The organism is Methanooceanicella nereidis (assembly GCF_021023085.1).
Lineage (GTDB): Archaea > Halobacteriota > Methanocellia > Methanocellales > Methanocellaceae > Methanooceanicella > Methanooceanicella nereidis.
Map to the genome: position 1 here is coordinate 1 of NZ_PGCK01000008.1, position 23,925 is coordinate 23,925.

The following is a 23,925-nucleotide window of genomic DNA, read 5'->3' on the forward strand; positions in this document are numbered from 1 at the left end:
CACAGCTTCTCAAACCATTAATCAACAAAAACAATCGATTAATCAAAACACCAACAAAATATTAAGAAAAAGAAAACAACCACAACCCCTATCCAAACAACCAACTAAACACCATCACAACTACTGGAGCCCTTAGCGCCCTTCGTGGTGAAAAATAGTGAACCTTGGTTATCTTTGTGATGGACTTGACAACTATAGACTGATATATGCTAAAAACTTAAGACACTCGCTACTTAGACTTGGTCTCCTTCGTGCCTTATTCTCCGAACTTTATGACGGACACTTCCCCGCTTTTCAGGTCGACAAGCGGTATCCTTGCCGGATCGGGCTGGATGTTCATGCGTTTTTGGAACTCGGTCTGACCCTGCCAGGTGCCCGAATTCGCGAGAAGGACTCCCCTGTACCTGCAAATCCCGACCGTATGAACGTGTCCGCTGTGTATGACATCGGGCAGCGGGTCTATGACAAAATGATCTTTCGACTCTGGCGCTATCATCACCCTGCCCCCGTATATGGGCGACAGGTGGCGGCGTTTTAGAAGCTCTACCATGACTTTTTCAGGGTATGAATAAGATGCTCCCGGAAGGTTCGACACCATATCGTCGATGGAACGTCCGTGATATATGAGGAATCTTACCCCCTCTATTTCCACTGCAGCGGGGTTCCCCACGAAAGTAATATTGTCGTTCCGGAACATGCTCCTTATCTCTTCAGGCAGTGCCGGCTGTGGCTCGGCCTGGCGTACGGCGTCGTGGTTGCCCGGAGATATCACGACGCTTATGTGCTTCGGTATCTGGTCAAAGTACTCTGCTGTTTTTTTGTATTGATCATAAATATCCAGGATATGAAGCTCTTTATCCTGTCCCGGGTATATCCCTATGCCGTCGACAAGGTCTCCGGCGACTACTATGTATTTTAGCCGTGATACCAGGTCGGCATCCTGATCTGAAACGGAGTCTCCGTTTATCCAGTCAAGAAAGCTTAGCCAGTTATCCTCAAGGAACGTGTCGCTGCCTACATGCACATCAGATATAAGAGCTGCCACTGCCGGTTCATCGGAATGGCGGGCAACGTTAGTATAGGGCACATCGGGATAAATGATGGAACTGGCTATGAAAAGTCCCCCGTCGCTTGCGGGAACACCGGTCACCCCGATGACCTCGTCCAGAAGGACAGGCATATCGCAAATGTCGCTGTCTTTCATTATGAGAACGCTGATCGAGCCTGTCTGATCCTCTACCTCTATCAGCCTGTGGCCGTTAGCCGTAACGCGATGGTCGGACACGATGCCTATTATGGATATCTCGTTCTTTTCAGAAGAAGAGGCGGACCTCATTCCTTTTTTCTTCAATATGCTCTCTATGGGGCGGGAGCTTATCCTGTTACGCATCATATCCCCGAGTATGGAGAACCTGTTCCGGAAATATCCTACGAACTCGTCATAGTCCCCTATGCATGTGGAGTTGTTCGTGATGTCCTTTAATATCCTGATGTCGGGCGGAGTGCCGGCTATCCCCGTGGCAGCGGGCTTGATCGCGATACGCGCCACATCTTTGCCCGATATTATAAAGGCTGAAGGGTCCAGTCCTGAAAGCAGCCTGCCAATGAGCTCGTCCGGGTCGCGGCTGCCCTTAAGCATATCAAGGGCATCAGGCTCAAGTATGTAACCCTTATTCGCCAGAACTTTTACGATATCCATATCATGCATGTACAGTATATGCCAATATCTCAATTACCAATATAGCTTTTTGGGAAAGGTATAAGAACATTAATAATATAAAATTATTAATATATTATAATAGGGGCAGAGTACATTGGTAAACTTGATCCATCAATTCTTAACAAGCGACAATTTTTGGATATCGCTGTTCAGGGACGTCTTATACGCATTCGCTCTTGTTTCGGTCCTTGCCATAGCGCTTTATGCTTATGCAGGAGTATGGCCGCCGCTTGTGAGCGTGGAGGGCACCAGCATGTACCCCAACATGCAAAACGGTGACCTTATCGTCGTACAGGGCCTGAACAAGATGGATATCGTCACGAATGAAATAGGGAAACAGAACGGGTATAAAATGTTCGGTGATTATGGTGACGTCATAGTATACAGGCCGTTCGGGAGGAGCGACGTCACGCCTGTGATACATCGCGCCATGTACTGGACGAACGCTTCCGAAGTGATGTGGGACGGAGGAGTGCAGGCGCCGGCAGAAGGCTACATCACACAGGGAGACAATAATTTCCTTTACGACCAGTGCAGCGGCATATGTCCGAACACTCCGGTGAAGGACGAATGGATACTGGGCGTCGCAAAATACAGGATCCCGTACCTCGGGTATATCAGAGGGCTCCTCGGGTTCATAGGATAGCCCGATAATACCTGACCTTATTTTACCATTTGTTGTAATTTATCCATGATATATCTTAAATAAGGCGTATTCGGCGAGCTGGCTCCCCTGAAAGAGTACTCGATGACGCCTTCCTTATTTATGAGAAAAGCCGCCGGATAGGTCCAGTTCGATACCGGATCGTACACATCATACTGTTTTGAAACACTAAGCTCGGGATCGCTCAGTACCGTAAAAGGTAGATGCACTCTATTAACGGTGTTTTTAACCTTATTCTCCAGCTCGGGAGTTATGGCCACGACCTCGGTGTCAAGCTTTTTGAGATCGGGGTAGGTCTCCTTTAAAGAATTTAGGAACTTCAAAGCGTTTTCATCATACCCGCCTGTATAAAATGTTAAAAAAATATTATGCTTACCTATAAGGTCCATTAATGAGAAGTCTTTTCCGTTCTGGTCTTTTAGACTAAAGTTCTCCGCATTGTCACCTATGTCCAGACGTAAAACCATCTTATACATATCTATCAAAATAAATCTGAACATATTCTTAAAATAATAATCCAAATTTTATACTGTTGTACGAACATATATAACATTAAAATTATAAACTAAAATATTGGCTATGGAGAAAAAGGGCTTATCGGGAGCTTCAAATGGCGATGGTAAAAAGTCTTTTTGGATAGAGCTCCTTAAGGATATTGTTTTTTCGCTCGTGGTGGTCGCACTTATAGCCGGATTCTTATTCGCTTACTCCGGTATCTGGCCGCCGATGGTGAGCATCGACGGAAAGAGCATGCTCCCCAACATGAAACAGGGAGACCTCGTCATAATCCGCAGCCTTGATAAAGTAAATGTCGTCACGTATGAAGAAGGGCAATATAACGGCTATAAGATGTTCAATAATTACGGGGACGTCATCGTGTATAAGCCTCTTGGCGATAAGTCAAATACTCCTGTCATTCACCGTGCCATGTACTGGGTCGACGAAGGACAGCCTATGTGGAGAGGAGGGCCGCCTGCACCTCATTCAGGCTACATTACCCAGGGGGATAATAATTTCCTTTATGACCAGAGCTCGTCAATATCGCCGGGCCAGCCGGTCAAGCCGGAATGGATCCTGGGAGTGTCGGAGTTCAGGATACCGTACCTGGGCCTGGTACGGGCAAGACTTGGATAGGGAATGTTCTGATCGTTGTATCCCCTAAAATTCGATGTTTTATACGTTATTGTCGGATAGGGCGTTAATGATAATGATATCACTGGCAGTGCTTGACATACACTTACAGCATATCCGGTTCACACGCAAATTTCTATGTCGCTAATTATAGGTCTTTGCTTTACATCTTAGGCCCTAAAGGATCTGAGGCTGGATGATGCCTCTGTGCTATAGCCGCTGCTGGTGAAAGAAAGGCCTCGCCTCCTTCAGCGTCCTCAGGCGATAATCGTCCGTTAACACTTTTCTGGTGCTTTCGGCGGGGACACTTAAGGATATTTCTTTTGTACGCCCATACCTTCCCTTGCTCACTACGGTCGCGTTGATTATCCCCAGCATGTCAAGCTCGGATATCAGGTCTGTCACACGTCTTCCTGTAAGGATGTCTATGTCTATCATCCTGCAGAGCCTCCTGTAGACGTTGTAGACATCGCCGGTGTTGAGCTCGTGGGAGCCTTCTGAATCAAGCAGCACTATGCTGTAAAGGACCAGCTTACTCTGTGTAGGAAGGGTGCGCACGACCTCGGTGATCCTGTCCAGCTCTATCTTTTCACGGGCCTTCCTGACATGCTCTTCCCTTACCACGGTATCGCTTAGCCTTTCGGAAAGCTCGGCCGACACTCTCAGGAGGTCGAGCGCTTTTCTTGCGTCGCCGTGTTCCTGGGCTGCGAAAGCCGCACATAACGGTATTACCGCCGGCTCCAGCATATTTTCCTTGAACGCCATCCTGCTGCGCTGCTCAAGAATATCTCTTAGCTGATCGGCATTATATGGCGGGAAAATTATCTCTTCTTCGCCGAGAGACGATTTTACTCTCGGGTCAAGATAATCCGTGAATGTGAGGTCATTGGATATCCCTATTATGCTTACCTTGGCTTTTTTGAGGTCCGAGTTTATTCTCGAAAGATTGTAAAGGATATCGTCACCGCTTTTCTTAACAAGGTTGTCTATCTCATCAAGGATTATGATTGCTATCTGTTCCTTTTTATCGAGCGCGTCCCTGAACTCATTGAATACCTGGTCTGTCGGCCAGCCGGTGATGGGCACATCCCTGTTGTAATGCCTGGCCAGGTGCGCCAGGATCCTGTACTGGGTATCGATCCTCTCACAGTTTATGAATAGCACTTTGCATTCAATGTTCATCTTTTCGGCAAGGTCCTCGAGCTTTTTGCTTACGCTCTCCAGAGTCGCTGTCTTTCCTGTGCCTGTTTTACCGTATATCAATATGTTAGAAGGTGATTCACCCCTGAGAGCTGACACCAGGATCTCCGCGACACTGTTGATCTGATCAAGCCTGTGCGGCAGGTATTCCGGAGTGTAAGATGGTCTTAATACTTCTCTGTTCTTGAAAATGGGCTTAATGCTCAAAAGATTTTCAAATACTTTATCTATTGATTTTTCCTCAGCATTACCTACCAGGTCATCAAAAAGTCCCTTTTCGGACCTATGTTCCCTGTCATTTTCGGAGGACTGGGATGAAGGTGGGGATGTTTTATCAGTGATCATAATCCGTTCTCCAAAACTAAGCGGTTCCAATAGAAACGATAGTTTCGTTCTATATTAATAGTTGTGGTAGGCATAACCCCTTAATTTCTACTGGAGTATAGCTTTATTATCAAATATTTTTATGAATAAGCTTTTTAAATTCCATAATAAATTTAATACTACATAAATTCCTGTGTAATTTGAAAAATAAACGGTTATAAACAAAAATGACTTCGCAGTAAGGGCATAATTTCCACTGGAAAAATTAATGTTCAGTAACACCCACCCCTTAATTTCGAGTGGAACTCTGAAAACACAAAAACAAACTTTTTGTGTTTTTTATGGTGAAAACACATTGTTGTTTCGTTATGAAAATCATACTATTTATAAATAACCATATGTATAGCAAGCGTTTACTGAACAAAAATGATCCGAGTATATAAATTAAGGCCAAAATTCAAATATATTATTATTTTTTTAAATTAAAACGTTCAATTAGCGATCATCAGGAATATCTGGCTATGAATTAAGTAAACTGTCAGAAAAATATTGCATTGGAAATATAGGGGTGGGCCTGTTTTATATACTCTCATTTTCATTTTTCATTTTTTGGTAGTTCTATATTTTCAGTTATTTTAATGTTATAGATCATGAGGTTCAAATATTCTTTATTATTCTAATGGCTCTTCTGCGATCTTTCGGAATTTTAATTATACCTATCGGATGGCAGGTATGCACTAATTTCACGAATACGCTAAACCACTAAATTTTTTTAATATTTAAGAGCTCAAAGGCACAAAAAAATTTCACTCACAAAATCACTAAGGCTCTAATTTCACAATCAAGGCACTAACTGCTCAAACGCTCGACTCAACGCTCAAAGGGCACAAAGTCTCCAACACTAAAACAAGGCTCTAACATCACAAAAAGCACAAATGTTTAAATCACTGTTTGTGTTGCACCTTATCGATCATCATTATATCCGGTAGTATCCATATTTGTCTGTAAATCTTTTGTGACAACCTTTTAGCATGTGTATAGATTCCCAAATTACAGCAAAATCGGGATATCACCGACATCACCATATCCGGTATGCTTCAGCCATAAAGCGGAAACCGTGCCATTAAAATTTCGTGCCTTAGTGGAGATTAGTGTCTTGTTTTAGTGTTGGAGACTTAGTGTTCTTTGTGCGTTAAGTCGAGCATTTGAGAAGTTAGTGCTTTGATTGTGAAATTAGAGCCTTTGAGTTTTGGTGAGTAAAAAAATTCTTAGAGCTTTCGTGTACTTAAAATCTAAAAAAATTTAGTGTTTTTGTGTTTTTGTGAAATTAGCGTATACCTGCCATCCGATAAAAACAACACAAAAACATCAATACAAAAATAGCCTAAGAATTATTATAGTTCATGAAAAAAGTTATTTACCATACACGCGCTAAAACTCAAAGGTGATTTCATCATGTTTCCAGGAATGGGCGGAAGAGGTATCAATCCCAAGCAATTAGAAAAGCAAATGAAAGCTCTCGGCATCGATATTGAAGAGATCGAAGACGTAAAAGAGGTCATAATCAGGACCGGTAGCAAAGAGATAGTATTCAAGGACGCTCAGGTCAGCATAATGAATGCCAGAGGAATGAAGACTTACCAGTTAGTAGGCACTCCCGAAGAGAGAGCTCTGGAAAAAGAGATACCGGAAGAGGATATAACCCTTGTCGCCACGCAGACAAACGTCAGCAGGGACGTTGCAAAGCAGGCATTAAAGGAGTCAAAGGGTGACCTCGCCGAAGCAATAATGAAACTATCCGAAAACAAGTAGATCTGAATGATAGCTCAAGGAGAATATATCCTGCTCAAGGCTGAAGGAGGCCGCGAGTATTTTACATCGGTCAGGGATGAGAAACTACATACAGACCTTGGCATAGTCGACTTGAAAAATATTGAAGGCCTTGAATGGGGCGCCATTGTATACTCGCATCTGGGTAAAGAATTCAAGGTCCTCAAACCCAGGACCCCGGATTTCTTCAAACATATCAAGCGTACAGGGGCGCCTATGATGCCCAAGGACATAGGAACTATAATATCTTATACCGGGGTATGTCCTGACGACACGATACTTGATGCCGGTACGGGATCAGGCGTCCTGGCAATATATCTGGGTACCATAGCTAAAAAAGTAATAACTTATGAAGCCAACGAACACTTCGTTAACGTGGCCCGGAAGAACGTCGATAAGGCAGGGTTAAAGAATATCGAGGTCAGGCACGGTAACATAGTGGAAGAAATAAAAAGCCTTGAAGGCCCGTTCGATGTCGTCACTCTTGACATGCAGGAAGCCGCAAAGGTCGTACATGACGCTAAAAGAGTTCTCATGAATGGCGGGTTCCTGGCGACGTATTCTCCATTTTTTGAACAGACGTCCGAGATCAGGGCTGCAGTGGAAAGAGAGGGCTTTAACGATATCATCACTGTGCTGATCAACGAGCACGAGCTCGAGTTCGGAGAAAGAGGCACGAGGCCTTCCACAAGAGTAGGGCATACGGGTTTCCTGACTTTCGCAAGAAAGTGACAGGGCGACAGGAGTACACCCCGTACCCCGCATCCTTTTTTCTTGTCCGGGATATCTTAAGCATACTTTTAATGATCAATTTTCTTCCTGACAATAAACAGCAAAATACTGGATATTTCTTTAATGGCAATATTATGCCGTTTCCACAGGAAATAAAGGGGTAAAATCTTTTTTATAATTTTTAATTGATGATATTGACAGAATATCTATTTTTAAGCCTTGAATTGACTTCTTGCAAAGTTTCATACATTTCCTGGCGCCAGGAGCTTATTATATTGTCAGGTTCTCCATGATCCGAAGAATAACTCCTCAATTGACCTGCCCATACGCTCAGGTCATGAATATGGCCCAGCCTGTCCTGGAAAAACTTGAGGTCTTCTATCTCATCATCATCGATGCCCGGAATGAAATCTTTCAGGCTGCTCAAAGCATACCTGAGCTTTTTCGCATTGATCCTCACCCTGTGCAGCTCCTCTATGAACTTCTCATTATCCATATCCTCCGGCGTCCTGTTATCCAGGCCCAAGGAGATCATAGAGCTTTCAAATCTTTCTCTGAGCCACATTATCTTCTCGTCCAGGGAAACGCTCTTAAGCAGCTTCGGGATCCTTCTATTCGCCCAGATAAGCATCTTAGTTCTCCAGCGGGGTCTTATGTTCTTCGGCAACTTTTTCTTAGCCTTTATCCTTATGCCTTCGCGTTCCGACCTTTTTTCATCAAGCCAGCGCCCGATCAATTCTTTATCTTCCACGTCCATATTTTCGGCACGTTTTTCCATTTCCTCTATGAGCACATCCAGGTCTCTAAGGTCGCCCAGAGACTTTATACCTTTTTTTAAAGAGCTGCGAAGCCTGATGAAACCGGGACGTTCCTTTTCGAATTCATCCGACAGGACATCAAGGTAAGTCAGAAGCGTGCGGCCTTTTACCCTGATCTGGTGCAGGTCTTCCGGGTCTCTGAAGGTCAGCACCGGCTGTTTATAGTCATATATTTTTTTCGTTGTTTTTTTGACCGTCTTTTTTAACGCCTTTTCCATACATTCCTCGACCGGATATTACAATGATAGGTTGTATAATTAATAATTATAAAAATTACTACAAACATTTTCCGGAACGCAGTATTCATATATGGAAAATAATGCAGTTGCGACAGCAATACACTGAGAGGATGAAGCCGGAAACAGGCGGCTGATATCGGGATACAGCTGAATTCTTACTATACAGGATAAAGCTGGCTATTTGCCTGTATAAAAATGAGAAAACAAATGATCGCCAGACCGATAAAGTCTGGCCTGTACTTATATTATGGACTATCTTCCATATTTGGCATGAGCCCTGGCAAGATCCTGAGACGCGAGCGCACCCAGCAGCGATAATTCGCCCGCGAGCGCGGTCGACGCTATTATCTCGGCAAGCTTCCTCGCGTTTGAGCCGGGTGGGTCCCCTCCTCCTTTTACGCCAAGCATCGATAAGCACTCGCTCTGCGTAGCTACTCCAGTGCCTCCTCCGACCGTCCCCAGCGGAAGCGACGGGAATGAGACAGAGAACTGAAGGTCACCGTTATCGGTCATCTCAGCGGATGTTATGGCATTGCTGCCCTCTACGACATGGGACGGGTCCTGTCCGCAGGCGATAAATGTCGCGGCTACTATATTGGCGATGTGAGCGTTAAATCCGAACGATACCGCCCTTGCCGATCCAAGGAAATTCTTACGGTAGTTGACGTCGCAGACATTCTCCGGGGTCGTCTTCAGCTTTGAAAGGACAACATCCCTCGATATGGTGATCTCTGCCACCGTCGTCCTTCCTCTGCCCTCGATGACATTAATGGCGGCGGGCTTTTTATCCGTGCACATGTTGCTTGAAAGCGCTATGAGCCTTGCGCCAAACCTTTCCTCCACCAGGTGCATGACAGCCTCTGAAGCTATGGTTACCATGTTCATCCCCATCGCATCCTTTGTGTCGTAGGCGAACCTGAGAAAAACATTCTTACCGACCACATACGGGTCCACTCCTAGAAGCTCGCCGTGCCTGGTCGTAGAGCTTACGGCCTTTCTGACCTCTTCCATGAACTCGGGCGACTTAAATGCCTGGACTATTTTCTTCGCGTCCTCAAGGGTGTTGACTTTTACTACAGGCGCCCTGGTCATCTCGTCCTGGAAGATCATCGTATTGACCCCTCCGCTTTGAGTGCACACAGAGCATCCCCTGTTGACACTGGCGACAAGCGCGCCTTCAGTGGTCGCAAGGGGCACGTAGAAGCTTCCTTTCGCATACTCGCCATTGATCTTTAACGGTCCGGCGACTCCCAGGGGTATCTGCACGGCGCCTATGGCGTTCTCTATGTTCTTTTTAGTGACAGTCTCAGTGTCAAAAGTATAGTTAGAGACATGCTTAAGTTCGGTCCCGGTAAGCTTTGATATGGCTTCACGGCGGATGTCCAGGGCTTCTTTTCTGGAGCTCGTGAACTCCTCGACCTGATATAGCTTAAGTTCTCCACTGACGATCTTTTTAATTAGCTCTTCCTTATCCATACCCTACCATCCCGAATAAGTAAAAATTATAACAAGTGTTCCGCAAGTTCCGTTTCCAGCACGAACTCGCAATACGAGCACCTTAGCCTTACAGGATCTTCGGACTCGACAAAGAACCTCGATTCTAACGGCTCGTTCGTGTTGGATATACAGTTAGGGTTTCCGCATCTAACGAGGCCGACGACGGATCTTGGCGTTTCGACCCTGAACTTCTCCACGACTTCATAGTTTCTTATGATATTGATAGTCGTCTTAGGCGATATCAATGCTATCGTCTCGACCTCTTCAGGGTCCAGCTCACGGTCCTCGACCTTTACCACGTCCTTTGCACCCATATGCCCGCTCGGGACGTTCATCAATACGCTTACAACAGATTTTGTATGGCTGGTTATTCCCAGTATCTTTAAAACATTTAACGCCTGGCCTGCAGATATATGGTCAATAACAGTCCCGTTTACTATCGGCTTTACTCTTAGCTCTCTTTCTGTCGTCATATCTACATCTCCGCATTCAGTACTAGCGAAAGTACCGCCATCCTGACAGGTACGCCGTAGAACGATTGCTGGAAATATTTTGCATGTTTGGTCGAATCCACTCCGGGCTCGATCTCGTCAACCCTCGGCAGAGGGTGCATGATTATCATGTCATCCTTTACGCCGGCTAACATATCCGTCGTGATCCTGTAGCTTCCCGCGACTTTCAGGTATTCGCTCGGGTCCGGGAACCTTTCTTTCTGGATCCTCGTCATATATATGACATCAGCATCCTCTAACACTTTATTCAGATCAGACGTTTCGAAGAACTCAATGCCGCCTCTCTTCAAATAGTTTATTATGTTCGACGGCATCTTCAACTGGTCAGGGGCTACGAAGGATAGCTTCGTGCCGTATAATGATAATGCGTAGACCAGCGAGTGAACGGTCCTTCCGTACCTGAGGTCTCCGACGATGGCCACGTTCAGGTCGCCTATGCCCTTTGTGCACTCCTTTCTTATCGTATACATATCCAGGAGCGTCTGGGTAGGATGATGGCCCGCCCCGTCGCCTGCGTTTATTATAGGGACGCTCGATATTTCCGATGCCATCCTCGCCGCCCCTTCCCTCGGGTGGCGTAATATTATGGCATCCGCATATGACTCGATGATCTTTATAGTGTCAAATAGCGTCTCACCCTTTGCAATGGAAGTGGAGGTCGCCGTATCAAACCCTATCGTGCTGCCTCCAAGCCTTTTTACGGCCGTGTCAAAAGAAAGCCTCGTCCTTGTAGACGGCTCGAAGAAAAGTGTGGCAATGATCTTGTTTTTAAGCAGGTCAAGGTGACCTTTACGGGCGACCGGTTCAAGCTCTTCCGCCCTGTCGAGTATGAGGTCTATCTCATCCCTCGAGAAGTCTTTTGTCGATATGATGTGTTTCCTCTCGAAAATCATCGTAGTTAGTAAGCCGCTTTAGGATAAAATAGTTCCTGTATGCTACATATTCGCAAGTGTTCGGGGATCGGTTAGCTGTATCACATGATCATTATCGGATTCGATCGCGATCATTGATACATCATGCCTATGTGCAGGGCGCCGGATCGCTATCGTTGACAACCGTACACGATAATGACAATATTCGGGAAAAGTTATAGAACACAGCACATAGAATCATACCCAGGCTATTGTGGGAGGGCTTTCTTTAGTCTCTTCTGCTTCAAACCTGCCATCTATTTTTTTCAGCTTGAGCTTGATGTTGCACCGCGGGCATACCGTCAGGCATCCGTCATAAGTATTGATAGTGACGGGCGTGTCAAGAGAGCATACGGGACAGCCATACCTGAAGTTATCCATTAACATGGACCCTACAGGCGTGGGGCCCTGAACTGAAATGATCACGAGGTCATTCTCACCTGCCAGGATGCTGTGCAGAGTATTTGCCGGGACGTATATGGCGGAATTCTCACTTATGGAACGTTCCTCATCATGGACTATGAATATGCCTTCGCCGTCAACCACATAAAAAACCTCGTCATTATCCGGGTGCTTATGCATATGAAGGGCCTGCCACGGCTTAAAATTGTAGACGTTGAAAATGATCTTATCTGTTTTAAAAGGGTTTACTTTGAGGTATTTTTCGACTGAGAACTCTTCTAATGAACTGATCTTCACCGTCTCCATCCTCTCACCAAGAAATGATGATAATTTTTAACACTGTCCAGTGATCCTATGATAGTCATCGAATCCTAAAAAATAATATTACAATACAATTATAATAATCTTGATACTATAAAAAATGAATAAAAATACGAAAGCGTCGAGAAATTTTTTAATATCTCTCGACACGTTCACCAATCGATTTTGTGGATAGGGATTTACTCTCTAATATTACCTAGTATCGTCTTTTACGATAGTTGAAGACTATACCTACTCCTAATATGAAAGCCGCAAATATCCCGGGAATCGGGCAAAAGCTATCCGAAGGCACTACGCTGGGCTCTGCCGGCACGGTCGCCGTGGGTGTCGGAGATAATGTAGGACCTGTCGTAGTGGATGGCTTTGCCGTGGGGACCGGTGTGACCATGACGAGCGTCGATGGCAGCTTCAATGAATATACCTTGCCGTCAAGCGATCCGAAGTATATGTTCTTATCCGTGACCACAGGCGTCGTATCTACGGCGTCCCCCGTCATATATTTCCAGTACATCATCCCGAACTTAGCGTCCACGGCATGCATGTAGCCGTCGCCCGATCCTGCATAGACGACCCCGTCCTTTACTACGACAGAGGCTTTTATCGGCCCGTCGGTCTTATAGCTCCATACAAGGTCGCCTGTTGATGCATCGAGCGCGTACAGGCGGCTATCTCCCGAACCAACAAAGATGACGTCCTGATATCCGACAGGCTTGGCATAGACCTCCCCGTCAGTCTTATATTTCCATATTATCCTTCCGCTGTTGTGGTCTATGCAATATATGTGACCGTCCTTGGTCCCGACATATACTAATCCTTTATAGATACCCGGAGAATTCACCTTTTCCTGAAGGTCCAGGCTCCATTTTTCCTTTCCGTTATAATTTTCGACCGCGTATATCTTTCCGCCCGACGTGCCGAAATAGATCTTACCGTCATAAGCCTCGATCTTTGAGCTCATGGTGCCCGTGGCAGTATAGTTCCATATCTCCTTGCCGTTAGAGATGTCCAGTGCATGGAGCTTCCCGTCATCTGACCCGACATAAATGACGCCATTGTAGAAAATTGGCGACGAATCGATGTTGGCTTCCGCCGTGAATCTCCATTTTTCAGCGCCTCTGGAAACATCAAGGGCATATACTGTACCGTCACCCGTACCAAAATAGATCGTACGGTCGTAGTATTCAGGGGATGACGCTATGTACGAACCGGCATTGAATTTCCAGTTCGCTGCACCGTTCATCGTGAAGATGCAATACATGTGATTATCGTATGAGCCTGTGTACAACATGGCGTTCTGGTAGTTTGGGGATGAAGTGATATACGATCCCGTATCGTAAGCCCATTCGAGGGACGGCTGCTCCGCAAGACATGCAGGCGCCGCGAAGGTTATTATCGCGGTGGCGAGCGTAATCGTGAACAATGCTATTAATGATCTTTTCATTCTTTTACCCACCTAAAAATAAATCAACGTATACGGATATTATTTTCATGTTAATCAATCGATGGATAAAAAGCTTTGGGTGACTGCTCCCACGGCTAAAGCCCGTGGGCTTCTACGGAGATTACTCCGACAGATTGCGATCCCAATCTGAGATCGTTCACGGCCGCATTCTCATCTCTATTTATGACGAGACCGCAGCTTGGACATTCATGTATACGGTCTGACAGTGATTTTTCGACTATCAGACCACATCGAGAGCGTATCTTGCTTGTGTTAGCAGGGTTAACCAGCACTACTCTTGAACCGGCACTTTCAGCCTTGTACTTCGTGGCGGTGATTAACATATTCCATACGGCATCGGATATGCTCTTTGCAAGACAATGATTCTTGACCATTCCTTTGATGTTAAGGTCTTCAAATAATCAGGGGTTGTCGGGATAAGTGTCGCCATTCATCCCATGACTAAAGTCATGGGCTTTCTGGCTGTTTCATCGTAAATTGTATAATGTAATGGTGCTCAAAAACTTAAGGCTCAAAAAAATATATTTTCATAGAATAATGATAAAGAAAGGTACTCTGCCGGAAAAATATGATTATTTCCAGTTGAAATAAGGGGGTAAATTACTATTTTTATGATAATAATTTTATTATACATATTTTTGTAAAATTTTTATTTAGTTAATATAAAAATAAGATATTCAAAATATTCCCCCGAAATAAAATGACTTCCTGTGAATAATTCATGGGCGTTACGTTCATACGCCCGATGTTAACGCAAGAGCCTCAAGATATTCTATGATAGCAAGAATGAATGTGGAATGTGACCAGGTAAGAGGTACCACTGATATCGGCTCGCCATTTTCACCGACCTGTTCTGGCATAAGCCCTCCGGGCACTGAATACCTGACGGACCATTCAAGAAGCTCCCGGGCCCTTTCAAGGTCCCCTATCCGGATATACCACTGGGCAAGCCATAATGTGCAGATTATCCAGCTATTCATATAACCCTGATAACCGTCGTCGGTATAGCGGGCTATGCCGCCGTTAGGCCTTAGGAGCCGCTCTTCCATGGCCTTCATCGTATTCACCGCCATAGGGTCTTTCGCAGGAACAACGTCCAGATACCAGACGGCAAATAGGGACGAATCGACGACGTCATCGTCTATGCCCCGCTTGAACCTTCCCAGGGAAGGATCGTATAGTTCTCTTATTATCGCGTCCCTGACGTTCATTGACATTTTACGCCAGACAATGCCCCTGTTATCGTCGCCGAGCGCGAAAGCCATCTCTGAGGCTCCTTTCAACCCTGCGTAGACGCAGGCGCACGAATATGTATAAATGCCTTTACGCTCTTCCCACAGGTCAAAACTCGGCCTGGGCAGATCGTTCGAGCTGTCTATAAAGTTCATAAGGGCATTTGCGGCAGGCTTTACCAGAGGCTCATACAGGGCGGATACTGTCATTATGTTCCTGTCTTCTGTCCAGTGCTTATAGACTGCATATAACGGCAGCCCTGTTTCGTCTATCTGCAGCATCGGCAGGGGATGCCATGTGCTTCCAAGGTCCCCTTCCGGGGTATACTTATGCCTGAAATAGCCTCTGGGATCGATCACGTCCTTGAGATAATGGTATGTGCGCCTGCTCAGGTTACTATACCCGGCTTTATCCAGCGCGATCGCCACCCACGCCGCGTCCCTGGGCCAGCAATAAGAGTAATAGTCAGCGCCCTGCTGTTTTATTTGAGAGTCGCAGGATGCTATTATGGAGCCTCCCTTATCGACATGGCATGTGACAGTAAGAAGGCTTCTGGCAAAAGCCTCCTGCAGGTCCTGGGGCAATAAATAGAAATTTAACAGGTTTTTCTCGTCATAAGCTTTCATACTGAAGGATGACCAGTAGTGGTGGTTCGAATGGAATACGGATTCAATGTCATGGTCTTTTATCCAGTTGTTTATGTCCCTGGCCATGGGATAGTTCTCTCCCACGCATACCCAAAAATAGACGGTAGAAGATTTTCCTGACTGCAGAGGCAAAAGGTTCCAGCCTACGCTGGAATCTACCATGCCCTGGGAGACTGTGTTCCCCTCGAGAACGCCATCTTCCGCGTCCTTCCATGTCCCCAGCCTGTCACCCCATTCCCATAGTCCGGTCGTGAACTGGTCGAACACCGGAAAAGAGCTATGAAGGAAAAACCTGTTCCTTTTGTAATGGTTCATCATGGGGCCGTCCCTGACGGCAGTATTCGCATAATTGTTCTCAAGTATGCTGTAGGTCTGGGACGAGAAGAGCCTGAAGTTCTTTATCATCTCTGATGTGTTTTTTACTTCTATAGAGCGCAGAAAAAAGTTCTTTACCTGATGCACCATTTCTCTTACAGTGACCATCGCCTCAAATCTTTCATTATCAAATACGGTCTCGCCGATAAGAGATATGTTCTTGAACGGGCCCAGCCTGTCCTTGATCAGGTTATCCTCCCTTAAAACATAGTACTCGTCCGGAAAATCTGACCGATATCTCTGGACAATTTTCCAGTTCTCCAGCCAGCCGAACGTTTTAAGATCACAATCGTAAAGTCCGAGGCGCATGTACCCGCCATGGTTCTCCATACCCGCATACGGGTAATAAAAGTCCCGAACTACACCTTTTTCGTCCACGCATACCAGAAGTGAACCATTACCATATATGAGAGGCCTCATCGTTATCGTATTAAATTTATATCATATTTAATATAATTATATTGCATGATATATGGAAAAAGAATGACAATATAGTACAAAATAATGTCTTCTATGGGATTATCGATGCCTTTTCATGAATAGAAAGAAATCGGCCAGGCCTTTTAAACTAATTTAATCTAAAGTATACAGAACAGGCTCTTCTGTTATTTCAGACGATGTATTTATTTAAAATCGGCATACTTGTCTCATGTTGAATGACTGCTTGTTTGGCCGGCAGATAGTATCAGGCCTGATAGACAGCAAAATAAAAACACTCAACAGTACGCTCATTTAAAAACGGAAAAGATCAGAAAAAATATTATGCGGTTTTCGCCTTAACGCTCGAACAGCCTGTCCACGAACCAGCCGGTCTCGAATTTCTTTATATCCTTATATTCCTGTCCCATTCCCAGGAATAATATCGGCTTACCGGTGATATGGGCTATGGAAATAGCCGCTCCGCCTTTTGAATCCGCGTCGGCCTTCGTAAGAATGGTGCCGTTAATGGGAACTGCGTCGTTGAAGAGCTTCGCCCTTTCGACCGCATCATTGCCCGCTATGGCCTCATCGACGAATATGACAAGGTCCGGTTTCACGACCCTGCTGATCTTACGCAGCTGGTCCATCAGGTTGATGTTAGTATGCAGCCTTCCTGCGGTGTCGGCAAGGACTATGTCCTTTTTATTAGACTTTGCGTATGCCACGGCATCGTAGATGACAGCGGCCGGGTCCGCGCCCTGCTGGTGCTTTATCATCTTGATCCCGAGCTTTTCCGCATGCCTTTCCAGTTGCTCGATGGCGCCCGCCCTGAACGTATCGCCTGCAGCGATGGCCACACTGTAATTATGGTCCTTCAGGTACTGGCCAAGCTTTGCGATGGTCGTGGTCTTTCCGGCGCCGTTGACGCCAATAAAAATGATGGTGACTGGCTTTTCTCTATTCCTGACGAACTCGTCAAAATCAAGAGTGTTAACGTTCAGTATGTCGGAGATCGCATGCCTGAGAGCGTCCTCGGTCATGTCCCCCGTGGATGATAACAGCTTTTTTCGCTGTCCTGTCATATCCTTTTTAACGGTCTCGATGATCGATTCTGCGACGGGCAGGGCCACATCGCTTTCAAGAAGCGCCATCTCGAGGTCCCATAACGGCCCTTCAAGCTCTTTTTCGGACAGTATGAGCTCTCCGCGCGTAAGCGCGACAGCCTTATCAAAAATACCTGATGGCTGTTTCGCTCCCGCCGGGGCGGTCTCTTTAGCCCGGGCCGGAGCTTGAGCCGGAGCTGCAGCCTGAGGAGCTTCTTGAGCCCTGGTCTCAGGTGCCGTCTCAGGCTTTTGTTCCTTCTCGGCCTGAGTAACGCTCTTTACTTTATCATCGATCGTCTTTTTAAAGTCGTTAAGCTTCTCTTTGAGCTTATCGAACATCGACCGATCACCTGTACTTTTCTGCTTCCTGCTGAAGCCTCATCAGTTCGTTAGTGACCTGATTTATGGCCCCTGAGGTCTCTACAAGGATCTTCTCCATCTCCGTCCTTCTTGAGGAAAGGATGGCCTTTGAATCATCAGCGCTCTTCTCGACGCTGATGCCCGCGCCGATACCTATCAGTACGCGGCTCGGGTTTGAGATCGTTGCATAGACATAAGAGTTAGCGCCGATCGGGACAAGCATCTCGTGTCCTTCTTCCTTTTCCTCTAAGGACCCAAGCGCCTTAAGTGCGTTATCAATGTCGTTTAACGATAACTGTATAAAATTAGCCTGCTGTTGCAGCATTTCCAGCCTGGACTGGTATGCCTGCATCCTGGCAACTAATTCCCTTATCTGTTCCTCGGTCGCCATGTCTGCCATTGATCATGCCTCTTCAACGGATTCGATGTTTATCCTGTTCCTGGTCACACGGTGCTTGCTTCCGAATAAGGATAGGACTTTCTCCTCGGCATTATTCGCGTTCTGCGATTCTACCTCTTTGGAGAACTTCTCCTTCTGGACGCCAGCCTGAAATGTTCCTTTGACTATGAATTTTGCCATATGTTCACTCCCCTATGAAGCCCAGGGCATCCTCGATCCTTCCTAATTCCGGACCGGATGTCCTAGTGCCTGTTATTAGCCCTTTCGTCGTAGCGAGTATCGCCGAACCGACGAGCGGTGAGCCGAAGCTTACGGTGCCTATGTCGACTGGCAGGTTAAAAAGGTCCTCAAGGAAAGATAACTCTTCCTCGGTAGCCCTTGGATGTACCAATAAACCCTTATTGGTCGCGAATCCTGCCATTCCTACCGTCTTCAGCCCTCCTATCGTTCCACGCTTTACGGTAACTTTGAGGGTATTTTCAACTATCTCGATACTCTTGTCGCTCAATCCCGGATGCACTAGCGCCGCATTGTCGTTTGCCAGTACTATGTTGCCGACCGCCGTCATTTTTCCCGGCAGCCTGGCCACTGGCACGTACTCTTCAATGGGGCGTATCTCTCTGTCGAGCGCGAGGTCAGAGACGATGATGCCATTACTGTTGCCCGTGAGCATCGAGCCTATCAAAGTGCTTTCGTTTATCAGCGTAGTGACGGGTTCGACCTCCAGGACTTCTGCCACTTCTGCCACAGTGTCCTTTGGAAGGTCATGCGGCAATATCACCAGGTTTTCCGTATTAGATCCATAAATGCCTACGTACGGATAACCGTAAAAGTCTAACTGCTTGATCATCCCGTCATCACTAGCCTTTATACTTACTCGCTTCCGATCACATCGGCCTCTACTATTCCGTCCTCTGCCTTGATCGCTTTGACCCTGACCTTGGAGGGCGGCTTTTCGATGCCCTTGGACCATACAGCCTCATTGAGCGATTTGTTGATCCTGATGCTGCTTTCGTCTACCTTCATGTGCCTGGAAAGGTATTCTCTGATAACTTTAACGGCCTTGTTACTCTTCTTCCATGTCGGGTAGTTCTTGACCTCCCTCAATGGGATCGTGTAGATCTGCTCGGTAACGGCCCCTGTGGTTTTTTCATTTTCTGCCATGCTAAACACCTACGCTTCTTCTACCTTACTCCGGTAAGCTTGTTCTTCTCCAGCTTCTCCTCTGCGGGTGGGACATGACAGCACGGTTTGTCTTCATTATGACCCAAGCTGGAACTCTTCTGTTCTGGTTAGTGTATTTTGCTAACCTGATCTTCTTACCTTTCGACTTTTTCGTCATGTTTAAACCTTCTCAGTACCCTTGATTGAATATGTTTATGGGGAAATATTCGATGATACACGTCCTCCCCGTATTTGTCCCTCATCAACGACCTTGCTTCTGTCTCGTAATCGGCCTTTTCCAAGGTCTCGGAGTTCGCTTCTACGATCTCGAGATGCTCTCTCACGAGAGCGTCTATGGCGCTTTTTCCATATCCTGCAAGTGGCCGGACATATCTGATATTCGTTCTGTCCTCAAGGCTCCTTATCTCGGATATGTTGAGCATCGGCGCGCGGTCATCCCGTCTCGTGCCGTCGGCAATGAATGCCGCCTCACCCAGCGCAGCGACCGTTTCGAGCGCCTCTTTATGTATAAGGTTAATGCCGTACCGGGGATACCCGAACTTGAGCATTACCTCAATGCTTTCATCCAGCGTTTTCGGATCAAGCTTCACGAGCTTGAACGGGAACCCGATGTCATGGGCAGCCTGCCTGGCATTCTCCCACGATCTTTCCAGCCCGAACGTACAGGTAACAAGCTCCACCTCGAAAAAAGGCTCGAGCAATATGGCTGACAGCGAACTGTCCTTGCCGCCACTGTACAATACCTGCACTTTCATTTCCGTCTTATCTTAATGTCCCGCTTCTTTGGCTGGATCTGTTCCAGTATGCTTTTCAGCTGTTCGTCGTCGATCTGTTTTGCGAGCCTTCCCGATTGCGCCAGTGCTATCAACTGGTTCTCGACGCTGGCAACGAATTCGGGCTTTGTCATCCTTATCGTATTAAGGCGCTCGCGGGCTTCGGGAGTGAGGATCTGGCGGAGAATCATTGCTTTTTGCTGCTCTACCTGCTGACGCTGCTGCTCTCTTGCCATGTCTTCGCCCTGGGCTCTCTGTAGCTCTTCAAGCTTGCGTCTGCGTATTTCGTTTATTTCATCGCCGCTCATTTGTATCACTCTATTCTATACGGGTTATACCTATAAATCGATCCCTGGCTTTATGCCTCTACCTTCGACTCACCGGCTACCATTTCGGTAGCGATCTTGTCGAGGAACGACATGCCTGCCGGTGTGATAACACGGCCGTTCTTGATCGATTTTACGTATCCTGCCTTCTCGAGCTGCTGAAGCGCTGTCCTTATGACCGCACCGCTGCCTCTCTCGTGTCTGTCCGGGCGTACACCGCGGTTCTTCTTTCCGCCGTACAGCGACCTGAGCCTCTGCACACCTACGGGGCCGTCCATATAGATCCTTCTTAAGATGGATGCGCATCTGGTGTACCACCAGTCTTGCTGGGTGGGAGGAAGCTCTCTGTGTACACCTGTCTTCACATCTGCAGCCCATTCAGGGGGCTGGATCTTACCTGTCTCCTTTAATTTTTGTGCCGTCTTGTTAACAAATAAAGTGCCGGGCACGTCATAAACTACTGCCATCTTATTCCTCCGTAATACTTACGTGATAGATTCATCGCCTGCCGGGTCTTTTTGGAGGCCTGGCCGTTTTACCCTGCTATGTACAAGTGCGCGGTCATCCCGCCGGTGTCATCCGCTTTTTGCTTCACGCGACACTGCCACGGTTTCGGAGCATACCTTACGGATGCGCCAAGGTCGGGCAAACTAAATACCGTCACAGAGCCTGTATGATCGATATCATCAATTACATTGGGCAGATAAATCTATGGCTTGTGAAGTGTTTTTATATACTTATAGTTTTTCGTGAGTCGAAACACTTCGTGTACTATTGAAACGCATCAAGGATATAAAGCTTCACTTCGACTGCAGGTCCTAGCGTTCATTCTGATGAAAATTAATTATAAAATTACGTGTATAAATAAATATGTATTTAAAGAAAAAGGATGGAGCGCATCAAATGATGCAATCTTCATTTAACCTGTAAGTGCCCGGCTTCACCGGCCTGCCGGAAGTGAGACGGTCTATTATCTTATCATATATATCATGATCCTTCGAGTCCTCTATGCCCGCATAGAAGCTCGGGTTATCGTTGATCTCTATGCAGTAATATTCCCCGTTGACCTCTTTTATGTCAAGGCCGTATAGCCCGTCGCCCACGCACTTTGTGACCTTTATCGCAAGCTCCTCCAGCTTCTTAGGGATGTTCTTACGCATGATGGGCGTCGATTTCCCCCATTCCTGCTTGCCGTCAACCATGGACTTTACTTTCCACCCTCCCTTTGGCATATGATATTTACAGAGGTAAAGCACCTTGCCGTCGAGCATTCCGACTCTCCAGTCGAAAGTCGTCGGCATGAACTCCTGCAGGACAATGGGCCTGGCGTTCTTGAGATACCTGGAGGTGATCTCCTTGAGCTCAGCCTCATCATGCGCTTTCTCCACATGTGAGGAGAACTTGGTGTAAGGGGCTTTGACCACTATAGGGAACTTAAGGTATTCTATTATTTTCCTGAGATTATCCGGGCTGTAGTCTCCCGCGAAAAGGACCGATCTCGGGGAAGGTATATTGTTCTGCTTGAACAGGCCGTCAAGCACCACTTTAGAGGAACAGGTGCGTATCGAGTGGGGGTCGTCTATGACGACCTTACCCAGTGCGTCGGCAGTCCTCGATACGACATACGCGGTATTCATGGGGTCCGTAGTGGCCCTGATGAATATCGAGTCGAACTCGGGTATCCTGTTCAAGTCCTTTTTAAATATATACTCGAACTGATGCCCTTTTCTTTCAGCCGACGTCTTGAAATTCTCAAGCGCCTGCGCCTCTATTTTGGTGTGGAAGGAATATGTTTCAACGAAACACCCTATTTTCAAATACACGCACCACGTTTTTCAATGTTATGGATAGTATGCAGCTTCTGTTTGACGAGATCCCAGTTAACCTCTTTTCGCTCACAGGGCTCGAAATGCGAAAGATATGCCTTTCCGTCGTGGATCTGTATTATCAGCTTTCCTATAGGTATATGGAATGCCTCATAGAACTTGCGGGCTATCTCTTTCGCCTCTGCAACATCGGTCTCTCCGAAGACCTGAATGGCTTCCTTTACCTCTCCGACCAGAGGCTGGACCGATACGGGATACCTGTTATTCATGCTCAGGCTTTTCATCGTCCTGTGCATCTTTGACTCAGATCTCACCTGTGTCACGGAGTTACAGGTATACGGGTTTACCGCGAAACACAATGCAGGCAGGTTAACGTTATGCTCGTACTTTGCCAGCAGCGTGTAAGGCATGCAGGGAATGCCTGCCTTTTCTGCCCTTATCATAAGCAGCGGGTTCCTGTGAGCATCGAGAATATCCGCGCAACTCGGAGTGACCTTGTTGCCGCTTAGCTCGGCATGCATAGAAACATAGTAACCCATCTTCTGGTATCTATAATCGTGCGATACGTTCAACACTTCGCCCTTTACGGACGAGTTAAGAAAAGCGAAGGGACCGAAATCCGCTTCATCATCATCCTCGTTAATAACGATTGTCACTAAGGGACATCTCCACTTGTGCTAATATCATTTCTGAATGTATATGAATTTGATGGTGTTACTCCTGTTATAACCGCTTAAATAGCGAAATTTAGCAGTATTTACATTATCGATAATGTATTATATAATTAATATCGAAAAAAAAGCGATAATTACCGAACGGCATGTTGGCCCCGATCTTTAAAACTCTGAATGAATTAAGGCGATATTAAGCGATATATACCATCGGGTCCAGGATGGGTATGATCATCATTGGTCATGAAGGAGATGTTATTATGCTGTGCGCAGACATGATGCACTGCCTTCATGATCATTATCGCCCTGTCTGGCATGAAAAATGAGGCCCGGAGGCTTAACATAGCCTCAGCTGGCCATTGTAGACTTTTTAAAAGTAATTTCTTTTCCACCGGAAATAAAGGGGTAAAATGCTCTGTTTAGAGCAAAAAATACCCGTTATTTACCCTTCCACGGATATGGTCTCAAGCTGGCTCGCTATGTTCCAGATGAGAGTCCTGGTGTGCAGCGGTATGTTGGGATCGTTCGATATCTCATCAAGTATCGATATGCTCGACGCTGCCCTTACGGCAGGGGTCTCGCTTGTGTTGAGCAGTATATTTTTAACGTTATCCGCGCTTCTTCTGATGTTGCGCGGGACGGTGTCGTCGTCCTTGATCCTGGACAGGACGTCCACGCATTGTTTTATTACGGTGTCAGCATTTGACATTATATCACCTTTTTAACCGTTTGATCGATGTAAAATCAGATGTACGATTTCTATATATAATATTATAGAAAAATTTCGGTCAATCCGGACTTACTCTTGGTATGTTTATACTCTTATCTATTATTAGTGTATCC

At 46.3% G+C, this 23,925-nt stretch carries 27 protein-coding genes and 1 pseudogene; 5 read left to right on the top strand and 23 right to left on the bottom strand.

What is annotated here, in order from left to right; translation table 11 throughout:
* Positions 1-256: 256 nt before the first annotated feature.
* Positions 257-1,708: a DNA-directed DNA polymerase II small subunit gene (locus CUJ83_RS09985; RefSeq protein ID WP_230742166.1), complete on the bottom strand. Its 1,452-nt coding sequence runs from the start codon at positions 1,706-1,708 to the stop codon at positions 257-259.
* A gap of 115 nt (positions 1,709-1,823) precedes the next feature.
* Between CUJ83_RS09985 and CUJ83_RS09990 the strand changes: the two genes are divergently transcribed.
* Positions 1,824-2,366 (top strand): S24/S26 family peptidase, encoded by a 543-nt coding sequence (locus tag CUJ83_RS09990; protein WP_230742167.1) that lies wholly within the window; start codon positions 1,824-1,826, stop codon positions 2,364-2,366.
* A 17-nt stretch (positions 2,367-2,383) separates the two neighbouring features.
* Here the strand turns inward: CUJ83_RS09990 and CUJ83_RS09995 are convergent, their stop codons facing one another.
* Positions 2,384-2,860 carry a peroxiredoxin family protein gene (locus tag CUJ83_RS09995; RefSeq protein WP_230742168.1) on the bottom strand — a complete coding sequence of 159 codons (477 nt, stop codon included), beginning with the start codon at positions 2,858-2,860 and terminating at the stop codon, positions 2,384-2,386.
* 103 nt (positions 2,861-2,963) lie between these two features.
* Between CUJ83_RS09995 and CUJ83_RS10000 the strand changes: the two genes are divergently transcribed.
* Positions 2,964-3,518, top strand: coding sequence for a S24/S26 family peptidase (locus tag CUJ83_RS10000; RefSeq protein WP_230742316.1), 555 nt, complete (start codon positions 2,964-2,966; stop codon positions 3,516-3,518).
* 207 nt (positions 3,519-3,725) lie between these two features.
* Here CUJ83_RS10000 and CUJ83_RS10005 read toward each other — a convergent pair whose 3' ends face one another.
* Positions 3,726-5,060 (bottom strand): ORC1-type DNA replication protein, encoded by a 1,335-nt coding sequence (locus CUJ83_RS10005; protein ID WP_305067647.1) that lies wholly within the window; start codon positions 5,058-5,060, stop codon positions 3,726-3,728.
* A 1,434-nt stretch (positions 5,061-6,494) separates the two neighbouring features.
* On the opposite strand from CUJ83_RS10005, the gene CUJ83_RS10010 reads away from it, so the two are divergent.
* Together CUJ83_RS10010 and CUJ83_RS10015 are read left to right on the top strand one after the other, a co-directional pair.
* Positions 6,495-6,851 carry a nascent polypeptide-associated complex protein gene (locus CUJ83_RS10010; RefSeq protein WP_230742169.1) on the top strand — a complete coding sequence of 119 codons (357 nt, stop codon included), beginning with the start codon at positions 6,495-6,497 and terminating at the stop codon, positions 6,849-6,851.
* Positions 6,852-6,857: 6 nt separating this feature from the next.
* A complete protein-coding gene (locus CUJ83_RS10015) occupies positions 6,858-7,601 on the top strand; it encodes a tRNA (adenine-N1)-methyltransferase (protein ID WP_230742170.1) in 744 nt (247 codons plus the stop codon).
* Positions 7,602-7,782: 181 nt separating this feature from the next.
* Here CUJ83_RS10015 and CUJ83_RS10020 read toward each other — a convergent pair whose 3' ends face one another.
* The 17 genes and pseudogenes from CUJ83_RS10020 to CUJ83_RS10100 all read right to left on the bottom strand — a co-directional run bounded on the left by CUJ83_RS10020 (position 7,783) and on the right by CUJ83_RS10100 (position 21,052).
* Positions 7,783-8,637: a CHAD domain-containing protein gene (locus CUJ83_RS10020; RefSeq protein WP_230742171.1), complete on the bottom strand. Its 855-nt coding sequence runs from the start codon at positions 8,635-8,637 to the stop codon at positions 7,783-7,785.
* Positions 8,638-8,910: 273 nt separating this feature from the next.
* On the bottom strand, positions 8,911-10,134 hold the full coding sequence (hmgA, locus tag CUJ83_RS10025) for a hydroxymethylglutaryl-CoA reductase (NADPH) (RefSeq protein WP_230742172.1): 1,224 nt from the start codon (positions 10,132-10,134) through the stop codon (positions 8,911-8,913).
* Between the two features lie 26 nt (positions 10,135-10,160).
* A complete protein-coding gene (gene pyrI / locus CUJ83_RS10030; protein ID WP_230742173.1) occupies positions 10,161-10,628 on the bottom strand; it encodes an aspartate carbamoyltransferase regulatory subunit in 468 nt (155 codons plus the stop codon).
* Between the two features lie 2 nt (positions 10,629-10,630).
* Complete coding sequence (gene pyrB / locus CUJ83_RS10035) at positions 10,631-11,560, bottom strand: aspartate carbamoyltransferase (protein WP_230742174.1); 930 nt, start codon at positions 11,558-11,560, stop codon at positions 10,631-10,633.
* Between the two features lie 216 nt (positions 11,561-11,776).
* Positions 11,777-12,286: a cupin domain-containing protein gene (locus CUJ83_RS10040; RefSeq protein WP_230742175.1), complete on the bottom strand. Its 510-nt coding sequence runs from the start codon at positions 12,284-12,286 to the stop codon at positions 11,777-11,779.
* A 211-nt stretch (positions 12,287-12,497) separates the two neighbouring features.
* On the bottom strand, positions 12,498-13,742 hold the full coding sequence (locus CUJ83_RS10045) for an outer membrane protein assembly factor BamB family protein (RefSeq protein WP_230742176.1): 1,245 nt from the start codon (positions 13,740-13,742) through the stop codon (positions 12,498-12,500).
* 95 nt (positions 13,743-13,837) lie between these two features.
* Positions 13,838-14,161 (bottom strand): annotated as a pseudogene (locus CUJ83_RS10050) (RNA-guided endonuclease InsQ/TnpB family protein); the annotation flags it as partial.
* 336 nt (positions 14,162-14,497) lie between these two features.
* A complete protein-coding gene (locus CUJ83_RS10055; protein WP_230742178.1) occupies positions 14,498-16,438 on the bottom strand; it encodes a glycoside hydrolase family 15 protein in 1,941 nt (646 codons plus the stop codon).
* Between the two features lie 356 nt (positions 16,439-16,794).
* Positions 16,795-17,880, bottom strand: a complete 1,086-nt coding sequence (ftsY, locus tag CUJ83_RS10060) for a signal recognition particle-docking protein FtsY (RefSeq protein ID WP_230742179.1) — start codon at positions 17,878-17,880, stop codon at positions 16,795-16,797.
* Between the two features lie 7 nt (positions 17,881-17,887).
* Positions 17,888-18,301, bottom strand: coding sequence for a prefoldin subunit alpha (gene pfdA / locus CUJ83_RS10065; protein ID WP_230742180.1), 414 nt, complete (start codon positions 18,299-18,301; stop codon positions 17,888-17,890).
* A gap of 3 nt (positions 18,302-18,304) precedes the next feature.
* A complete protein-coding gene (gene rpl18a / locus CUJ83_RS10070) occupies positions 18,305-18,481 on the bottom strand; it encodes a 50S ribosomal protein L18Ae (RefSeq protein ID WP_230742181.1) in 177 nt (58 codons plus the stop codon).
* 4 nt (positions 18,482-18,485) lie between these two features.
* Positions 18,486-19,151, bottom strand: a complete 666-nt coding sequence (locus CUJ83_RS10075) for a translation initiation factor IF-6 (protein WP_230742182.1) — start codon at positions 19,149-19,151, stop codon at positions 18,486-18,488.
* Between the two features lie 23 nt (positions 19,152-19,174).
* Complete coding sequence (locus CUJ83_RS10080) at positions 19,175-19,465, bottom strand: 50S ribosomal protein L31e (RefSeq protein ID WP_230742183.1); 291 nt, start codon at positions 19,463-19,465, stop codon at positions 19,175-19,177.
* 25 nt (positions 19,466-19,490) lie between these two features.
* Positions 19,491-19,643 (bottom strand): 50S ribosomal protein L39e, encoded by a 153-nt coding sequence (locus CUJ83_RS10085; protein WP_230742184.1) that lies wholly within the window; start codon positions 19,641-19,643, stop codon positions 19,491-19,493.
* The gene (locus CUJ83_RS10090; RefSeq protein WP_230742185.1) at positions 19,621-20,241 is read right to left on the bottom strand and encodes a DUF7411 family protein; all 621 of its coding nucleotides are present in this window, start codon (positions 20,239-20,241) and stop codon (positions 19,621-19,623) included. Before CUJ83_RS10090 ends, CUJ83_RS10085 begins: the two co-directional genes overlap by 23 nt.
* Positions 20,238-20,567: a DNA-binding protein gene (locus tag CUJ83_RS10095; RefSeq protein ID WP_230742186.1), complete on the bottom strand. Its 330-nt coding sequence runs from the start codon at positions 20,565-20,567 to the stop codon at positions 20,238-20,240. Before CUJ83_RS10095 ends, CUJ83_RS10090 begins: the two co-directional genes overlap by 4 nt.
* A gap of 50 nt (positions 20,568-20,617) precedes the next feature.
* Positions 20,618-21,052, bottom strand: coding sequence for a 30S ribosomal protein S19e (locus CUJ83_RS10100; RefSeq protein ID WP_230742187.1), 435 nt, complete (start codon positions 21,050-21,052; stop codon positions 20,618-20,620).
* A 78-nt stretch (positions 21,053-21,130) separates the two neighbouring features.
* Between CUJ83_RS10100 and CUJ83_RS15735 the strand changes: the two genes are divergently transcribed.
* Complete coding sequence (locus CUJ83_RS15735; protein WP_255668494.1) at positions 21,131-21,262, top strand: hypothetical protein; 132 nt, start codon at positions 21,131-21,133, stop codon at positions 21,260-21,262.
* Between the two features lie 222 nt (positions 21,263-21,484).
* On the opposite strand, the gene CUJ83_RS10105 is transcribed toward CUJ83_RS15735, so the two are convergent.
* From CUJ83_RS10105 to CUJ83_RS10115, 3 genes are all read right to left on the bottom strand, one after another.
* Positions 21,485-22,402: an ATP-grasp domain-containing protein gene (locus CUJ83_RS10105; RefSeq protein ID WP_230742188.1), complete on the bottom strand. Its 918-nt coding sequence runs from the start codon at positions 22,400-22,402 to the stop codon at positions 21,485-21,487.
* Positions 22,399-23,067 carry a RimK-like ATPgrasp N-terminal domain-containing protein gene (locus CUJ83_RS10110; protein WP_230742189.1) on the bottom strand — a complete coding sequence of 223 codons (669 nt, stop codon included), beginning with the start codon at positions 23,065-23,067 and terminating at the stop codon, positions 22,399-22,401. The genes CUJ83_RS10105 and CUJ83_RS10110 overlap by 4 nt, the downstream gene beginning before the upstream one ends.
* Positions 23,068-23,524: 457 nt before the next feature.
* Complete coding sequence (locus tag CUJ83_RS10115; protein WP_230742190.1) at positions 23,525-23,791, bottom strand: stationary phase-response protein; 267 nt, start codon at positions 23,789-23,791, stop codon at positions 23,525-23,527.
* Positions 23,792-23,925: the final 134 nt, after the last annotated feature.

Bases quoted from the DNA above. Each gene is read 5' to 3' on its own strand.
- CUJ83_RS10045 (WP_230742176.1), bottom strand. From the start codon at position 13,742: ATGAAAAGATCATTAATAGCATTGTTCACGATTACGCTCGCCACCGCG.
- CUJ83_RS10075 (WP_230742182.1), bottom strand. From the start codon at position 19,151: ATGATCAAGCAGTTAGACTTTTACGGTTATCCGTACGTAGGCATTTAT.
- CUJ83_RS09985 (WP_230742166.1), bottom strand. From the start codon at position 1,708: ATGCATGATATGGATATCGTAAAAGTTCTGGCGAATAAGGGTTACATA.
- ftsY (WP_230742179.1), bottom strand. From the start codon at position 17,880: ATGTTCGATAAGCTCAAAGAGAAGCTTAACGACTTTAAAAAGACGATC.
- CUJ83_RS10015 (WP_230742170.1), top strand. From the start codon at position 6,858: ATGATAGCTCAAGGAGAATATATCCTGCTCAAGGCTGAAGGAGGCCGC.
- hmgA (WP_230742172.1), bottom strand. From the start codon at position 10,134: ATGGATAAGGAAGAGCTAATTAAAAAGATCGTCAGTGGAGAACTTAAG.
- CUJ83_RS09995 (WP_230742168.1), bottom strand. From the start codon at position 2,860: ATGTATAAGATGGTTTTACGTCTGGACATAGGTGACAATGCGGAGAAC.
- CUJ83_RS10080 (WP_230742183.1), bottom strand. From the start codon at position 19,465: ATGGCAGAAAATGAAAAAACCACAGGGGCCGTTACCGAGCAGATCTAC.
- CUJ83_RS10115 (WP_230742190.1), bottom strand. From the start codon at position 23,791: ATGTCAAATGCTGACACCGTAATAAAACAATGCGTGGACGTCCTGTCC.
- CUJ83_RS10000 (WP_230742316.1), top strand. From the start codon at position 2,964: ATGGAGAAAAAGGGCTTATCGGGAGCTTCAAATGGCGATGGTAAAAAG.
- CUJ83_RS10085 (WP_230742184.1), bottom strand. From the start codon at position 19,643: ATGACGAAAAAGTCGAAAGGTAAGAAGATCAGGTTAGCAAAATACACT.
- CUJ83_RS10095 (WP_230742186.1), bottom strand. From the start codon at position 20,567: ATGAGCGGCGATGAAATAAACGAAATACGCAGACGCAAGCTTGAAGAG.
- CUJ83_RS10010 (WP_230742169.1), top strand. From the start codon at position 6,495: ATGTTTCCAGGAATGGGCGGAAGAGGTATCAATCCCAAGCAATTAGAA.
- CUJ83_RS10020 (WP_230742171.1), bottom strand. From the start codon at position 8,637: ATGGAAAAGGCGTTAAAAAAGACGGTCAAAAAAACAACGAAAAAAATA.
- pyrI (WP_230742173.1), bottom strand. From the start codon at position 10,628: ATGACGACAGAAAGAGAGCTAAGAGTAAAGCCGATAGTAAACGGGACT.
- rpl18a (WP_230742181.1), bottom strand. From the start codon at position 18,481: ATGGCAAAATTCATAGTCAAAGGAACATTTCAGGCTGGCGTCCAGAAG.
- CUJ83_RS15735 (WP_255668494.1), top strand. From the start codon at position 21,131: ATGTACAAGTGCGCGGTCATCCCGCCGGTGTCATCCGCTTTTTGCTTC.
- CUJ83_RS10090 (WP_230742185.1), bottom strand. From the start codon at position 20,241: ATGAAAGTGCAGGTATTGTACAGTGGCGGCAAGGACAGTTCGCTGTCA.
- CUJ83_RS10005 (WP_305067647.1), bottom strand. From the start codon at position 5,060: ATGATCACTGATAAAACATCCCCACCTTCATCCCAGTCCTCCGAAAAT.
- pfdA (WP_230742180.1), bottom strand. From the start codon at position 18,301: ATGGCAGACATGGCGACCGAGGAACAGATAAGGGAATTAGTTGCCAGG.
- CUJ83_RS10040 (WP_230742175.1), bottom strand. From the start codon at position 12,286: ATGGAGACGGTGAAGATCAGTTCATTAGAAGAGTTCTCAGTCGAAAAA.
- CUJ83_RS10100 (WP_230742187.1), bottom strand. From the start codon at position 21,052: ATGGCAGTAGTTTATGACGTGCCCGGCACTTTATTTGTTAACAAGACG.
- CUJ83_RS10055 (WP_230742178.1), bottom strand. From the start codon at position 16,438: ATGAGGCCTCTCATATATGGTAATGGTTCACTTCTGGTATGCGTGGAC.
- pyrB (WP_230742174.1), bottom strand. From the start codon at position 11,560: ATGATTTTCGAGAGGAAACACATCATATCGACAAAAGACTTCTCGAGG.